We start from the raw sequence: 13,906 nt of genomic DNA, 5'->3' as shown, positions 1-13,906 counted from the left end.
GTTCGTGCGGAACTATCATCAGCGCATGCCGCGGCTGACCAGGGCTCAACGCCAGGAACAGACCCGCGCCGAGCTTTTGGAGGCGGCCAGGCAGCGGTTCCTGGCCCACGGTTATGCCGCGACCAGCCTCGAGGACATCGCCGATGACGCGGGCTTCTCGAAGGGCGCCGTGTACTCCAACTTCGGCAGCAAGCCCAACCTGTGCCGCGACGTGCTGGAACTGATCCACCGCGAGAAGTTCGCCGAGATGGCCGAACTCGCGACGTCCGACGCCGAGTTGGAGACCCGGATCGCAGGCCTGAGCGACTGGCTGGAACGCACGGCGGGCGACGTCGGCTGGACCATGCTCGAACTCGAGTTCGCGGTGCTGTCGCGGAACAATCCCGAACTCGCCCAGATGATCACGACATTGCGCGACGATGCCGCCCGCATGGTGGTCGACGTCCTCGAGTCGATGTCGGCCGAACTCGGCCTCACCGAAACGCAATTGGCGAACAGCGCGGTGGCCGCGAGCCTCGAGGATCTCGGCAACCTGCTGCTCAGCGCCGGAATCGGGCTCGGCATCCAGCGGGCCATCGACCCGTCGGTGCCGGCCCGTCCCTTCACCGACGCGTTCGGACACCTCGTCAAACTGCTGTCGGCGCTCGGGTCGCCGAAAGAGCCTGCGCCAACGGCCGACTGACAGCGCTAGGGGACCAGGATCTCCAGCGCACGCGGCACGGCCGACACGGTCACCGGCAGGGCCGCCGCGAAGTCGCCGTCGGCATACGCGTTGATCCCCGGGCTCTCGACGTGGACCGTCGCGGCCCTTCTGGTGGTCACCTCGTCGAGATCGACGTGCGTGCCCTTGAAAACCGTTGGGAACAGCCGGATCAGCTTGGTACGCGACGCCGAGGACACCATGGTGACGTCGAGCAGGCCGTCGGTATGGTCGGCACCCGGGCAGATCAGCATGCCGCCGCCGTAACTGCGAGTGTTGCCGAACGCCGCGAGGGTCAGATCGGTGCTGAGCACCGGGCCGTCGTCGAACGTCAGCCGGAACGGCAGCAGCCGCAGCTTCGACATCTCCGCGAGCATCGCGACGTTGTAGCGCATCCGGCCGTGCGGCCAGCGCATCCGGTTGGTCCGGTCGCTGACCAGGGAATCGAAACCGGCCGCCATAACCGTCCCGAACCACTTGACCGCGCCCGCGGCATCGACGATGCGGCCCAGGTCGACGACTTCGGTGCGGCCGTCGGCGACGACGTCGGCGGCGGCCTCGGGATCACCTGTCGGCAGCCGATATTCGCGCGCGTGGTCGTTGCCGGTGCCTGCCGGCACGATGCCCAGGGGCACGTCGCCGGTGGCCAGGGCCTGCAGGGCCAGGGAGATCACGCCGTCGCCACCGACGACCACGAGTGCGTCGGTGCCGCGGTCGAGCGCTTCGTCGACCAGGCGGCGGGCATGCGCGGCGTCGGTGCCGACGATCGCGCAGACGTCGATGCCGCGTCGCTGGAGTTGCGCGACCGCCCGCTCGGCTGCATGCGGTGCGTTGCCGTGGCCCGAAAGCGGATTGGTCAGGACCGTGACCTGTGAGATGGTCACGGAATCAGCTTGCCGGGGTTGAGGATTCCCGCCGGGTCGAGCGTGGCCTTGACGGCCCGCAGTACCTCGACTCCGAGGTCACCGATCTCGTCGCGCATCCACGGGCGGTGGTCCGCGCCGACCGCGTGGTGGTGGGTGATGGTTCCGCCGGCGCGCACCATGGCGTCGGAGGCCGCGGCCTTTGCCTTGCGCCACTGTTCGATCGGATTGCCGCGCTGGGCGGCGACGACGGTGAAGTACAACGAGGCGCCGGTCGGATACACATGCGAAATGTGGCACATCACCAGCGCGGGGCCAAGTGCTGTCAGGAGCGCTTCGGTGACCGCGGCCTTCAAGGTCGCGAGGTTGGACCAATTGGTCGCGGTTTCCAGGGTCTCGCACAGGGCGCCGGCTGCCAGCAGCGAATCGCGCAGGTACGGCGCACCGAACCGGCCATGCTCCCATGCGCGCGCGGGCGCTTCGCCGAGCGACGAACCGCCATGCCGCTCGAGCAGGGCGCGGGTTTCGGCGTGCCTGCTCGCGGTGTGCTCGGGCGTGCCCTCGAACAGCGTGATGGCCAGGCAACCTCCGGTGATGCTCTGCTCGCCAATGCTCTCGGTGGTGGCGAGGTTCACGCCGGTCTCGGCTTCGTCGGACAGGCGGATCACCGTTGGGCCGGCACCGGTCTGGGTGACGGCGCGCAGCGCTGCGGCGCCGGTTGCGAACTCGGGGAACGACCAGGCCTCGTAGCGGGTGGTTTCCGGGACCGGATGCACCCGCACCCGGACGCGGCTGATGACGCCGAAGACCCCTTCCGACCCCACGATGAGTTGGCGCAGATCCGGTCCGGCGGCCGAGGCAGGTGCGCGGCCGAGATCGAGCACGCCGGCCGGTGTGATGACCCGGAGCCCGCGGACCATGTCGTCGAAGCGGCCGTAGCCCGCGGAATCCTGTCCGGATGACCGCGTGGCGGCGAATCCGCCGATGGTCGCGAACTGGAAGCTCTGCGGAAAATGGCCCAGCGAGAATCCGTGGGCGCCGAGCAGTTCCTCGGCCTGCGGGCCCGTGACGCCCGCCCCGAGTTCGGCCTCGCCGGAGATCTCGTCGATGCCGTGCAGGCCGTCGAGCCGGCGCAGGTCCATCGACACCACCGCGGAGAACTCACCGCGCTGCGGATCGAGACCGCCGACCACGCTGGTGCCGCCACCGAACGGGACGAGGGCGATCCGGCGTTCGCTGCAGAGCGCCAGGATCGCCGCGATCTCGTCCTCGTCCGCGGGAAGCAGCACCGCGTCGGGGGCGTCCTGAGGCCCGGAATCCTTGCGGCGTAACAGGTCCAGGGTTGATTTGCCGCCGGCGTGCAGCAGCCGCGAGGCATGGTCGACACCGCAGTGCCGTGCGCCGACGATCGCGGTGAGCGCGTCGCGATCCTGGTCGGACAGGGCCGACGGGCGCAACCGCACCTGCTCGGCCGTCAACTCCGCGACCGACTCGGCATCGACCCCGAGGGCCTGCTGGAGCAGGCCCCGGATGCCGTCGGACAGTGGCTTGGCGGCCTGCGGGTCACCCCAGGCATTCCATTTCATGGGTGGCAACAGCTGTTCGGCCGGGCGCGTCATGCGTTACAGTATTACACATGATGTCAATCAGTAACGAGGGATCGCTGACTGACCAGATCCTCGATGCGGCGGCCAGCTGCGTGCTGGCATTCGGTGTCGAGCGGGTGACGCTGGCCGAGATCGCGCGTCGAGCCGGGGTCAGCAGGCCCACGGTGTACCGCCGATTCCCCGACACCCGGTCGATCCTGGCCGCGTTGCTCACCGCACGGATCGTCGGCGTGCTGGATCGGGTACAGGCCGATGGCACCGAACGCCAGGATCTGGTCCGGCGCATCGTCACGGTCGCGCAGCAGTTGCGCAAGGATGAGGTGATCATGGCGGTGCTGCACACCGCGCCGGACCTCGCCATGGTGTACATCGCCGAAAGGCTTGGCACCAGCCAGCAGATCCTCATCGATGCGCTGGCCGGCGAGCTCAAGCTGGCGCAGGAGGACGGCACTGTGCGCGAGGGTGATTCACGGCAGCTCGCCACCATGTGTCTGCTCATCACGCAGTCCGCGATCCAGTCCGCGCAAATGGTCGAGCCGATCCTCGACAGCGACGCGCTCGCAACCGAACTCGCCCACTCGCTGAACGGATACCTGCGCCCATGACCGGCTCCACCGCACTCAACCGCTCCCGGCGCACCGCCGAACTGGCCGCGCTGGCCGACGGTGGGCGCGTCGACGTGATCGTCATCGGCGGCGGCATCACCGGCGCGGGCATTGCGCTCGACGCCGCGGCGCGCGGACTGAGCGTGGCGCTCGTCGAGAAGCACGACCTAGCGTTCGGCACCAGCCGATGGAGTTCCAAACTGGTCCACGGCGGACTGCGATACCTGGCCACGGGCGACGTCGGCATCGCCCGGCGCAGTGCTGTCGAACGCGGAATCCTGATGACCCGCAACGCTCCTCATCTCGTCAAGGCGATGCCGCAGCTGGTTCCGCTGCTGCCGTCGATGAGCCGGGCATCGCGCGGCCTGGTCCGCGCCGGGTTTGTCGCGGGAGACGGCCTGCGCCGCCTGGCCGGCACCCCGGCCTCGACGCTGCCGCGCTCCCGGCGGATCGACGCCGCGCAAGCGGTCGAGCTCGCCCCGACCGTGCGGCGCGACGGTCTCGAGGGTGCGTTCCTGGCCTACGACGGTCAACTGGTCGATGACGCCCGCCTGGTCGCCGCGGTTGCACGAACTGCGGCCCAGCACGGCGCACGGATCCTCACCCGTGTGTCGGCCTCTGCCGCGCAAGGCGATTCGGTGCGGTTGACCGACGAGCTCACGGGTGAGTCGTTCGACGTCGCGGCGCGCGCCGTGATCAACGCGGCCGGCGTGTGGGCGGGGGAGGTGGATCCGTCGATCAGGCTGCGGCCCAGCCGCGGTACCCATCTGGTGTTCGATGCCACGGCATTCGGCAATCCGACGGCGGCCTTGACGGTCCCGATACCGGGCGAACTCAACCGCTTCGTGTTCGCGATGCCCGAACAACTGGGCCGGGTCTACCTGGGCCTGACCGACGAGGACGCCCCTGGCCCGATCCCCGATGTGCCGGAACCGACCGCGGCCGAGATCAGGTTCCTGCTCGACACCGTGAACACCGCGCTGGCGACGGCGTTGACGACCGCCGACGTCCGAGGCGCGTACGCGGGGCTGCGTCCCCTCATCGACGATGGAACGGGCAGGACGGCCGATGTGTCGCGGGAACATGCGGTGGTGGAATCGGACAGTGGCGTGCTCAGCGTGATCGGCGGCAAACTCACCGAATACCGGTTCATGGCCCAGGATGTGCTGGACCGTGCGGTGCGGCTGCGCGCTCTGGCAGCGGCAGACTGCCGTACCCGCAACCTACCGCTGGTCGGTGCGCCCGCCAATCCCGTTGCCACGCTCAAGCAACCGGTCGAGCTGCCGTCGTCGCTCGTGGCCCGGTACGGTGCCGAAGCGCCCAACGTCATCGCGCAGGCCGCATGTGACCGGCCGACCGAGCCGGTCGCCGACGGAATCGACGTCACCCGCGCGGAATTCGAGTACGCCGTGAGCCACGAAGGAGCGCTGACGGTCGACGACATCCTGGACCGGCGCACCCGGATCGGGCTCGTGGCAGCCGACCGGGCCCGCGTCGCCGAGGTGGCGGCAGAGTTCCTGGCCGAGTTCGTCTAGGAGCCGGCCACGATCGCGTCGCGCACCGCGGAGCTGGTGTGGCGCTGCCACAATGCCTGGACTCCAACGAGCAGCTCGGGTTCGAGGTCGACCACCGTGACCCGGCCGCCCATGGCCGGGCCCGCAGGTGTCGTGACGAACGCGATGGCGCCCGTGGTGAGCGGCGCGGCGACCGTGGCCGACCCTTGCACCCGGCTGACCACATAGTCGGGTTCGAAACCTGCACGGCGACAGGCGCTCAGCAGGAAATCGCTGTAGTACGAGCTGCCCGGCGGCGCCCACAGGGCCAGCCGCTCGCCGGCGAGATCCTCGATGTCGACCATGCCGCGTTCGGCGAGCCGGTGGCCGGCGGGAACGGCCAGCCGCACCCGGTGATAGCTGACCACCGCGGTGGACAGCACGTTGGTCGGCACCACGCCGCGGCGCAGACCGAGTTGCACCGTGCCGTCGAGCACCCCGTCCACCAGCTGGTCGGGGTAGAGCTGACGGAACGTGAACGACGTCTCGGCGAACGCCTCGATGGCGGGTTCCATGATCTCGTAGACCTCGGCTCCACCGAGGGCGGGCGTGTGGCCGACGACGTAGATCTCCTCGGCGCCTGCGGCGGTCCGTTCGACGTGCTGCGCGACCGTGCGCGCGGCAGCCAGCAACGTCCGCCCCTCGTCGAGCAGCAGTTTCCCCGCGCGCGTGGGTGCCACGCGCCGGCCCACACGGGTGAAAAGCGCTGCGCCCAGCTCTTTTTCCAGTTGCTGCACCGAGCTGCTGAGCGCTTGCTGGCTCAGATGCAGGCTGGTGGCGGCGGCAGTGAAGCTGCCGGCGTCGGCGACCGCGATGAAGTGCCGCAGGCGTCGAAGATCCGGGATTCTGGTGGTCACCGAACCAGACTATCTACAAATTTTGCTTGTTAAAGACTCGGCAATATGCGTTTTTCAATTGTCGATCGGGTCGCTAGCGTCGAGAGCATGAGCACATTGGAAGGCAAGTCAGCAATCGTTGCCGCGGGGGCGAAGAACCTTGGCGGTCTCATCAGCACGACGTTGGCCTCGAGGGGTGTCAACGTCGCGGTGCACTACAACAGCGCATCGACCGAGGCCGACGCCGACAAGACCGTCGCACAGATTCAGGACGCCGGGGTCAAGGCGATCAAGGTGCAGGGCGACCTGACGGTTCCCGCCAACGTGGAGAAACTGTTCGACGCCGCGATCGACGCGTTCGGCAGCGTCGACATCGCGATCAACACCGTCGGCAAGGTGCTGCGCAAGCCGTTCGTGGAAACCACTGAGGCCGAATACGATTCGATGTTCGACATCAACGCCAAGGCGGCCTACTTCTTCCTGCAGCAGGCCGGGAAGCGGCTGGCCGACAACGGTTCGGTGGTCACCATCGTGACGGCGCTACTGGCGGCCTACACCGACGGCTACTCGACGTATGCGGGTTCCAAGAGCCCCGTCGAGCATTTCACCCGCGCGGCGTCCAAGGAATTCGGCCTGCGCGGCATCAACGTCAACAATGTGGCGCCCGGGCCGATGGACACGCCGTTCTTCTACCCCCAGGAAACCCCCGAGCGGGTCGAGTTCCACAAGTCGCAGGCCATGGGCAACCGGTTGACCGACATCACCGACATCGCACCGCTCGTGGTGTTCCTGACCGACGAGGGCCACTGGATCAACGGGCAGACCATATTCGCCAACGGCGGCTACACCACGCGTTAACCGGCCGAGCAGACGCAGAATCGCACGATTCCAATGGAATTCGTGCGATTCTGTGTCTGCCGGCGCAGGAGAAGGTTACAGCGGGATGTTCTTGTGGCGCCCGCGGCGGTGCGGCGCCTCGGCGAGTGCCTGCGTGATCTTGGAGCGGGTGTGCGCCGGGTCGATCTTCTCGTCGACCACACCGATCTCGATCGCGGAATCCACACCGCCCGCGATGCGCTCGTGCTCGATCGCCAGCTCCTCGTGCAGGGCCTCGCGCTCGGCGGGATCCTCGACGGCGGCCAGCTTCTTCTTGTGCAGGATGCCGACCGCGGCCTTGGCGCCCATCACGGCGACCTCGGCGTCGGGCCACGCGAACACCTTGGTGGCGTTGAGCGACCGCGAGTTCATCGCGATGTACGCGCCGCCGTAGATCTTGCGGGTCACCAGCGTGACGCGGGGGACCGTCGACTCGCCGAACGCGTGCAGCAGCTTGGCGCCGCGGCGGACCACGCCACCCCATTCCTGGTCGACACCGGGCAGGTAGCCGGGCACGTCCACCAGAACCACCAGCGGGATGCCGAAGGCGTCGCACAGCCGCACGAAACGTGCTGACTTCTCGGCACTTTCGGAGTTCAGGCAGCCTCCGAGGCGCAGCGGGTTGTTGGCGATCACGCCGACCGAACGTCCGGCGAGCCGGCCGAGACCCACGACGATCGACGGGGCCCACTTGGCCTGGAACTCCTCGAACGGCACGCCGTCGTCGAGCAGGGCGGTGATCAGCGGGTGCACGTCGTAGGCGCGACGAGCCGATTCCGGCAGCAGCGCGTGCAGGTCGGTGTCGCCCGACTCGGCCTTGCTGCGGTCGAAATGGCCCTGCTGGCTGAACAATCCGACCAGGCGACGGCCACGCTCGTAGGCATCGAGCTCGTCGTCGGCGACGATGTGGCACACACCCGACTTCTTGTGGTGGGCGTCCGGGCCGCCGAGGGACACCATGTCGACGTCCTCACCGGTGACGCTGCGCACCACGTCGGGACCGGTCACGAACACCTTGCTGTCCGGCGCCATGATGATGACGTCGGTCAGGGCGGGGCCGTAAGCCGCACCGCCTGCGGCGAATCCGACCACCACCGAGATCTGCGGGATGTAGCCCGACGCGCGGATCATGGCCTCGAACACCAGGCCGACCGCGTGCAGGGCCTTGACGCCCTCGGCCAGCCGCGCGCCGCCGGAATGCCAGATGCCCACGATCGGGCTCTGCTCCTCGATGGCGGTGTCATAGGCGTTGACGATGTGGGCACAGCCCTCAACGCCCATCGCGCCGCCCATCACGGTCCCGTCGGTGCAGAACGCAACGGTGCGAACACCGTTGACGGTGCCTGCCGCCGCCAGCACGCCCGACCGATCCCGCTCGTGCAGCAACTCGACGTCGCAGCCGTCGTCGAAGAACGTCTTCAGGCGCAGCAGTGGATCGCGTGGGTCGAGTGATTCGGCAGCCGCTTCGGGGGCCATGATCGTCATATAAGTCTCCTCTAGCCCGTCGGATGCCGGCTGGCGCCTCACGGGAAATGCGCTGTGTGTCAGTACTTCCCGAAGGCGAGCGCGACGTTGTGCCCACCGAATCCGAACGAATTGTTGATTGCGTACTTGAAGTCGCCTTGCCGTGGCTCACCGGCGACAACGTCCAGATCGATTTCCGGATCCAAGTTCTGCAAGTTGCGCGTCGGTGGGATCACACCGTCGCGCAACGCCAGCACCGTCAGGATGGACTCAACCGCTCCGACGGCGCCGACCGAGTGGCCGAGTGCGGCCTTGGGGGCGTAGACGGCCGGCTTGTGGCCGCCCATCGCGTTGTTGATTGCCTTACCCTCGGCCACGTCGCCGACGCTGGTGCCGGTGGCATGCGCATTGACGTGGTCGATGTCTGTGGGAGCCAGGCCCGCCAGCTGGATGGCGCGGGTCATGGCGTAACCGGCCTGCTCGCCGTTGGGATCCGGCGCCACGATGTGGAAGCCGTCCGAGGTCACGCTCGCACCCATGATGCGGGCGAGGATGTTGGCACCGCGGGCCTTGGCGTGCTCCTCGGTCTCGATGACCATCAGGGCGCCGGCCTCGCCGAACACAAACCCGTTGCGATCCTTGTCGAACGGCTTGCACGCGCCTTCGGGATCGTCGTTGGAGTTGGACAGCACGATGCGCATCTGGGCGAAGCCCGCGATCGGCACCGCTTCGATCTTGGTCTCGACACCGCCACAGATAGCGATGTCGGCCTCGCCGAGCACGATCTGGCGCCATGCGTTGGCGATCGCCTCGGAACCCGAGGCGCAGGCCGAGACCGCGGTACAGACCCCGGCCCTGGCCTGACGTTCCAGACCGATGGCCGCGGCCGCGCCGTTGGGCATGTACATCTGCACGGTCAGCGGGGAGACTGCGCGCAATCCCTTGGCCCGCATGCCGTCGTAGGCGAACACGAGTTCCTCGGTGGAACCGAGGCCGGTGCCCATCGACACCATGAGCCGGCGGACATCGACCTCCGGGGAGCCCGCGTGGGCCCAGACCCGGCGGCCGAGGACCGTCGACATCTTTTGCAAATATGACAGCCGGCGCAGCTCGACCCGCGTCAGCTCGGAATCGAATTCCTCGAGGAGATGGCCGCCGATGCGAACCGGCAGGTCATATTGCTCGACGAACGGATCCGTGAGCTTGCGGATGCCACTCTGACCGTCGAGCAGCTTCTTCCAGGTGCTTTCAGCATCGGTTGCCAGCGCCGTCGACATGGCTACGCCGGTGACAACCACGTTGGGAAGACCGTTCCCAGTGGACAATCCCGCCATATTTGCTGCGTACTTTCCTTCCGTGCTTACCTGCCGGGCTTTACCAGCCGGCCTCAGTATCGCCCGAAGGCCAGGGCCACATTGTGGCCGCCGAACCCGAACGAGTTGTTGATGGCGTACTGGTATTCGCCATAACGAGGCTCACCTGCAACGACATCGAGATCGATCTCGGGATCAGGCGTCTCGTAGTTCAGCGTCGGGGGGATGACGCCGTCCCGCAGTGCAAGCACCGTCAGGATCGACTCCAGTGCACCGACCGCACCGATCGAGTGGCCGAGCGCGGACTTCGGCGCGTACACCGCAGCCTGCTCAACACCGGCAACCCGGATTGCGTTGGCCTCCGCGGTGTCGCCGATCGGCGTCGCGGTGGCATGCGCGTTGATGTGGTCGATGTCCTTGGCGTCCAGACCGGCGGTCTCCAGCGCACGCTTCATCGCGTGGCCGGCCCGCAGGCCGTCGGCAGCCGGGGCCACCATGTGGAACGCGTCGGACGTGATACCCGCGCCCATGAGCCGGGCCAGCGGCTTGGCGCCACGGGCCTTGGCGTGTTCCTCGGTCTCGATGATCATCAGTGCACCGGCCTCGCCGAACACGAAGCCGTCGCGGTCCTTGTCGAACGGACGGGAAGCGCCGGCGGGATCGTCGTTGCGGGTGCTCATCGCGCGCATCATCGAGAACGCCGCGATGGGCAGCGCCTCGATACCGCCCTCGACACCACCGCACACCGCGAAATCGGCGTCGCCCATCACGATCTGACGCCACGCGTGCGCGATGGCCTCAGAACCCGACGAACAGGCCGACACCGGCGTGATGACGCCCGCGCGCGCACCGAGCTCGAGCCCGGCGACCGCGGCCGCACCGTTCGGCATGATCATCTGAACCGCGAGCGGGCTCACCTTGCGGGGGCCGCCCTCGTTCATCGCGTCGTAGGTCTCGACGATCTTCTCGCCACCGCCAAGGCCGGTGCCGATCACAACGGCGAAACGATCGGGGTCGACCTCAGGGGTGCCGGCGTTCTCCCAGAGCTGCTTGCTCAGGAACTTCGACATGCGCTGCACGTACGACATGCGTCGCAGGTCCAGCCGGGTCATGTGATCGTCGATCGAGTCCACCAGGTGCCCGCCGATGCGAACCGGCAGATCCCATTTGGTGACGAAGTCGTCCGTCAGCTCGCGGATGCCGCTCTCGCCTGCCAGCAGGCCCTTCCACGTGCTCTCGATGTCCGGCGCGATCGCAGTCGTCGCCGTGACGGCGGTTACCACAACATTGGGGTAACCGCCGTTGGCAGTGGAAGGCCTGGTCACTGGTCTGCCGCGAACTTCTCACGCAGGGCAGCAGCGGCCTCGGGGTTCTCTTCCTCGAGCTTCTGGATGTAGGCGACGACGTCACCGACGGTGCGCAGGCCGGCCAGATCCTCGTCGGGGATCTTCACGCCGTACTTGTCCTCGGTCTGCACCGCGATCTCCACCATCGACAGCGAGTCGATGTCCAGGTCGTCGACGAAGCTCTTCTCCGGGGTCACCTCAGACGGCTCGATGCCGGTGACCTCTTCGATGATCTCGGCGAGACCGGCGATGATTTCTTCCTGACTGGCGGGCACGGTGGCTCCTTCTTGTTGTTGATACGCACTCCGTGTGGAGAGCGCTATTCCGGACGATTGAGTTGGATATTCGGTTGTAGCCGGGCTCAGAGCTCGCCCAGGCCGTCCAGATCTGTGGGGGACTTGACGGCGCGCGTCGGCGTGCCCTTCAGTTCCCGCTTGGCGATGCCCACGAGCGTTCCGGCGGGCGGGAACTCGACGATGGCCGAGGTGTTGCGGTCGCGAAGGGTCGCGGTGCACAGATCCCAGCGCACGGGCCTGGTCAGCTGGGCGACGAGCTTCTCCATCGCGTCAGCGGCCGAGGTGACGGGCTGCCCGTCGGCGTTCGACAAAAGTGTCGCGGTCGGCTCGCTCGTCGTTACAGACTGCGCGGCGGCGGCGTAGCCGTCCAGGGCCGAGGCCATGTAGTGGGTGTGGAACGCACCCGCGGTGGTGAGCTGGCGGACGCGGGCCTTGGCAGGCGGATCCTCGGCGAGCTTCTCCAGCGCCGCGATCGCGCCTGCGGCCACGATCTGGCCCGCGGCGTTGCGGTTGGCGGGCACCAGGTCGAGCGACTCCAGGCGGGCCAGCACCTCTGCCTCGTCGCCACCGAGCACCGCCGACATCCCGGTGGGCTCGACGGCACACGCCTTGGCCATCTCGGCGCCGCGGGTCGCGGCCAGCTTGACGGCATCGTCGGCGGAGATGACACCGGCGATCGCGTAGGCCGCGATCTCGCCGACGGAGTGCCCGGCCACGATGGTCTCGGTGGTCTCGGGTGCACCGCGCTTGACGAGCGCCTCATGCGCCAGCAGTGTCGCGGCGACCACGAGCGGCTGCGTCACCGCGGTGTCGGTGATCTCCTCTGCCGTGGCAGTGGTGCCCAGCCGGGTCAGATCCAGGCCGCTGATCTGCGACCAGGTCGCGAGGCGGTCAGCAGCGCCGGGTAGCTCCAGCCATGCGGTGAGCATGCCGGGAGTCTGCGAGCCCTGTCCGGGGGCAAGCAATGCGAGCACGGGTGGTTGAGGCACGTCATTAAGAGAACACTGTGAAGTTGGTTTTGCGCGGTGTAAGAGATTATGAACCTTGTCTTATGTTTTTGTAGGGTCTCCACAAAAGTGCATGTGATGCGACATTCGCGAGACCGTGCCGCAATCTGTGATTGTCGCGGTGACCGCGTCTTGGCCTCCTCCGCGCGCCTCCCGCGCCTGCCTGGCTCCGCGTGCGAGCATCGGATCAGCCATTTGGCGTGCTCGACTGATATGCCTGTTTGCTCAGTCGGCCGACGGTCGCCGCCACCCTCAGCACGTATGCATCGCGTGGCACCGCGGGATCCCGGCCGGTGAAGTCGGCTATCCGTTTGAGGCGATAGCGGACAGTGTTTGGATGAACGAACAATTTGCGAGCGCAGGCCTCGATCGCGCCGCCGGAATCCAGGTACGCGTCGAGCGTCTCGGTGAGTGCGGGGCCGGCATCGGCCAACGGCCGCATGACCTCGCTCTCGAGCATCGCGATCGCGGTGGCGTCTCCGAGCAGCGCACGTTCGGGCAGCAGTTCGCGCGCGGCCACGGGGCGCGGTGCGCCGCCCCAGCCGGCCACGGCGTTCATGCCCGAAATGGCCTCGGTCGCACTGCGATGCGCCGCGGTCAGCGTCGGCGCGGTCGGGCCGATCACCACAGGACCGTCGGCGAACACCGACAGCAGCTCACCGAGCAGCCGGTCCGTCGGGGCTAGCGGCCCGGAGACGATCGCGACCAGCCAGGTGCCGTGCACATCGGACAGTGCCGCGCGGTCGTTGCGCTGTACGACGTCGCGGACATCGTCACTCGCGAGGTCCAATCGGTCGGCGTGCGGCAGACCGACGATCACCGTGGCCGGGGCGGTGGCGTCCCAGTTGAGCGCGGCCGCCTGAGATTGCAGCTCGGCACCGATATCACCGCGCACCACGGCGTCGACGACGTTTGCCTCCATGCGGGTGTCCCAGGCTCCGCGCGCCTCGGCCTGATCCGCGTACGCGCTGGCCGCGGCGAACGCCAGATCGCGGCTGTAGCGCAGAATCCCCGCCGTCAGCGCGTTCAGTTGTTCTTCCGTGCGGGCCAGCAGCGGCACCACCTCCTCGAAGAACTCCATCGAGGTGCGCACCATCTCGACCGATTGGCGCAGCGCGATGCGACGGCGCAGATCCTGGGGTACCACCTCGAACGCCTGGGCCGTGTAGCCGACGTCGCTGCTCGGATCCCGCATCCACTCGACGAAGTTGACCACCGCGGTCTGGACGACGAGCTGGACGCTGGCCCGCTGCGACGCGTCGAGGTCGGCGAAGAACGGCAGGCGTTCCTCCATGGCGTGCACGGCCTCGGTGGCCAGCCGCCCCGAGTACTGCTTCAGCCGCCGCAGCGTCGAGTCGGGCACGGTCTCGAGCACCTCGACCGTGGACTTCGGCGGAACGAAGCGATTGTCGGGCATCCCTAAAAGCTACGCCCTTTTTG

The 13,906-nt window shown here is 67.8% G+C and carries 13 protein-coding genes; 4 read left to right on the top strand and 9 right to left on the bottom strand.

Annotation, left to right across the window (positions count from 1 at the left end; translation table 11 throughout):
• Positions 1-25: 25 nt before the first annotated feature.
• Positions 26-682, top strand: a complete 657-nt coding sequence (locus G6N67_RS36420) for a TetR/AcrR family transcriptional regulator (RefSeq protein WP_036443501.1) — start codon at positions 26-28, stop codon at positions 680-682.
• 5 nt (positions 683-687) lie between these two features.
• On the opposite strand, the gene G6N67_RS36415 is transcribed toward G6N67_RS36420, so the two are convergent.
• Both G6N67_RS36415 and G6N67_RS36410 read right to left on the bottom strand, forming a co-directional pair.
• Positions 688-1,578, bottom strand: a complete 891-nt coding sequence (locus tag G6N67_RS36415) for a diacylglycerol kinase (protein WP_036443504.1) — start codon at positions 1,576-1,578, stop codon at positions 688-690.
• Positions 1,579-1,580: 2 nt separating this feature from the next.
• Positions 1,581-3,149 (bottom strand): FAD-binding oxidoreductase, encoded by a 1,569-nt coding sequence (locus G6N67_RS36410; RefSeq protein WP_081812898.1) that lies wholly within the window; start codon positions 3,147-3,149, stop codon positions 1,581-1,583.
• Positions 3,150-3,199: 50 nt separating this feature from the next.
• On the opposite strand from G6N67_RS36410, the gene G6N67_RS36405 reads away from it, so the two are divergent.
• Positions 3,200-3,775 (top strand): TetR/AcrR family transcriptional regulator, encoded by a 576-nt coding sequence (locus G6N67_RS36405; protein ID WP_036443177.1) that lies wholly within the window; start codon positions 3,200-3,202, stop codon positions 3,773-3,775.
• Complete coding sequence (locus G6N67_RS36400) at positions 3,772-5,310, top strand: glycerol-3-phosphate dehydrogenase/oxidase (protein WP_036443180.1); 1,539 nt, start codon at positions 3,772-3,774, stop codon at positions 5,308-5,310. The genes G6N67_RS36405 and G6N67_RS36400 overlap by 4 nt, the downstream gene beginning before the upstream one ends.
• Here the strand turns inward: G6N67_RS36400 and G6N67_RS36395 are convergent.
• Entirely contained in the window at positions 5,307-6,185 is an 879-nt protein-coding gene (locus G6N67_RS36395) for a LysR family transcriptional regulator (RefSeq protein WP_179976786.1), read from the bottom strand. The two genes, G6N67_RS36400 and G6N67_RS36395, sit on opposite strands and share 4 nt — an antisense overlap.
• 87 nt (positions 6,186-6,272) lie before the next feature.
• Between G6N67_RS36395 and G6N67_RS36390 the strand changes: the two genes are divergently transcribed.
• Positions 6,273-7,022 carry an SDR family oxidoreductase gene (locus G6N67_RS36390; RefSeq protein ID WP_036443183.1) on the top strand — a complete coding sequence of 250 codons (750 nt, stop codon included), beginning with the start codon at positions 6,273-6,275 and terminating at the stop codon, positions 7,020-7,022.
• A 75-nt stretch (positions 7,023-7,097) separates the two neighbouring features.
• Here the strand turns inward: G6N67_RS36390 and G6N67_RS36385 are convergent, their stop codons facing one another.
• The 6 genes from G6N67_RS36385 to G6N67_RS36360 form a co-directional block, all read right to left on the bottom strand.
• Positions 7,098-8,525 carry an acyl-CoA carboxylase subunit beta gene (locus tag G6N67_RS36385; protein WP_036443186.1) on the bottom strand — a complete coding sequence of 476 codons (1,428 nt, stop codon included), beginning with the start codon at positions 8,523-8,525 and terminating at the stop codon, positions 7,098-7,100.
• A 59-nt stretch (positions 8,526-8,584) separates the two neighbouring features.
• Complete coding sequence (gene kasB / locus G6N67_RS36380; protein ID WP_036443189.1) at positions 8,585-9,838, bottom strand: 3-oxoacyl-ACP synthase KasB; 1,254 nt, start codon at positions 9,836-9,838, stop codon at positions 8,585-8,587.
• Between the two features lie 53 nt (positions 9,839-9,891).
• The gene (gene kasA, locus G6N67_RS36375) at positions 9,892-11,142 is read right to left on the bottom strand and encodes a 3-oxoacyl-ACP synthase KasA (RefSeq protein ID WP_036443192.1); all 1,251 of its coding nucleotides are present in this window, start codon (positions 11,140-11,142) and stop codon (positions 9,892-9,894) included.
• Positions 11,139-11,438 (bottom strand): meromycolate extension acyl carrier protein AcpM, encoded by a 300-nt coding sequence (acpM, locus tag G6N67_RS36370; RefSeq protein ID WP_036443195.1) that lies wholly within the window; start codon positions 11,436-11,438, stop codon positions 11,139-11,141. The genes kasA and acpM overlap by 4 nt, the downstream gene beginning before the upstream one ends.
• Positions 11,439-11,524: 86 nt before the next feature.
• Positions 11,525-12,433: an ACP S-malonyltransferase gene (locus G6N67_RS36365; protein ID WP_081812890.1), complete on the bottom strand. Its 909-nt coding sequence runs from the start codon at positions 12,431-12,433 to the stop codon at positions 11,525-11,527.
• A gap of 220 nt (positions 12,434-12,653) precedes the next feature.
• Complete coding sequence (locus G6N67_RS36360) at positions 12,654-13,883, bottom strand: PucR family transcriptional regulator (RefSeq protein WP_051579339.1); 1,230 nt, start codon at positions 13,881-13,883, stop codon at positions 12,654-12,656.
• Between the last annotated feature and the right edge of the window lie 23 nt (positions 13,884-13,906).

Origin of the sequence: Mycolicibacterium mageritense (assembly GCF_010727475.1) — a bacterium.
GTDB classification, from domain to species: domain Bacteria; phylum Actinomycetota; class Actinomycetes; order Mycobacteriales; family Mycobacteriaceae; genus Mycobacterium; species Mycobacterium mageritense.
The sequence above is the reverse complement of the archived record's forward strand: the minus strand, read 5'-3'. Positions and strand labels throughout refer to the sequence as shown.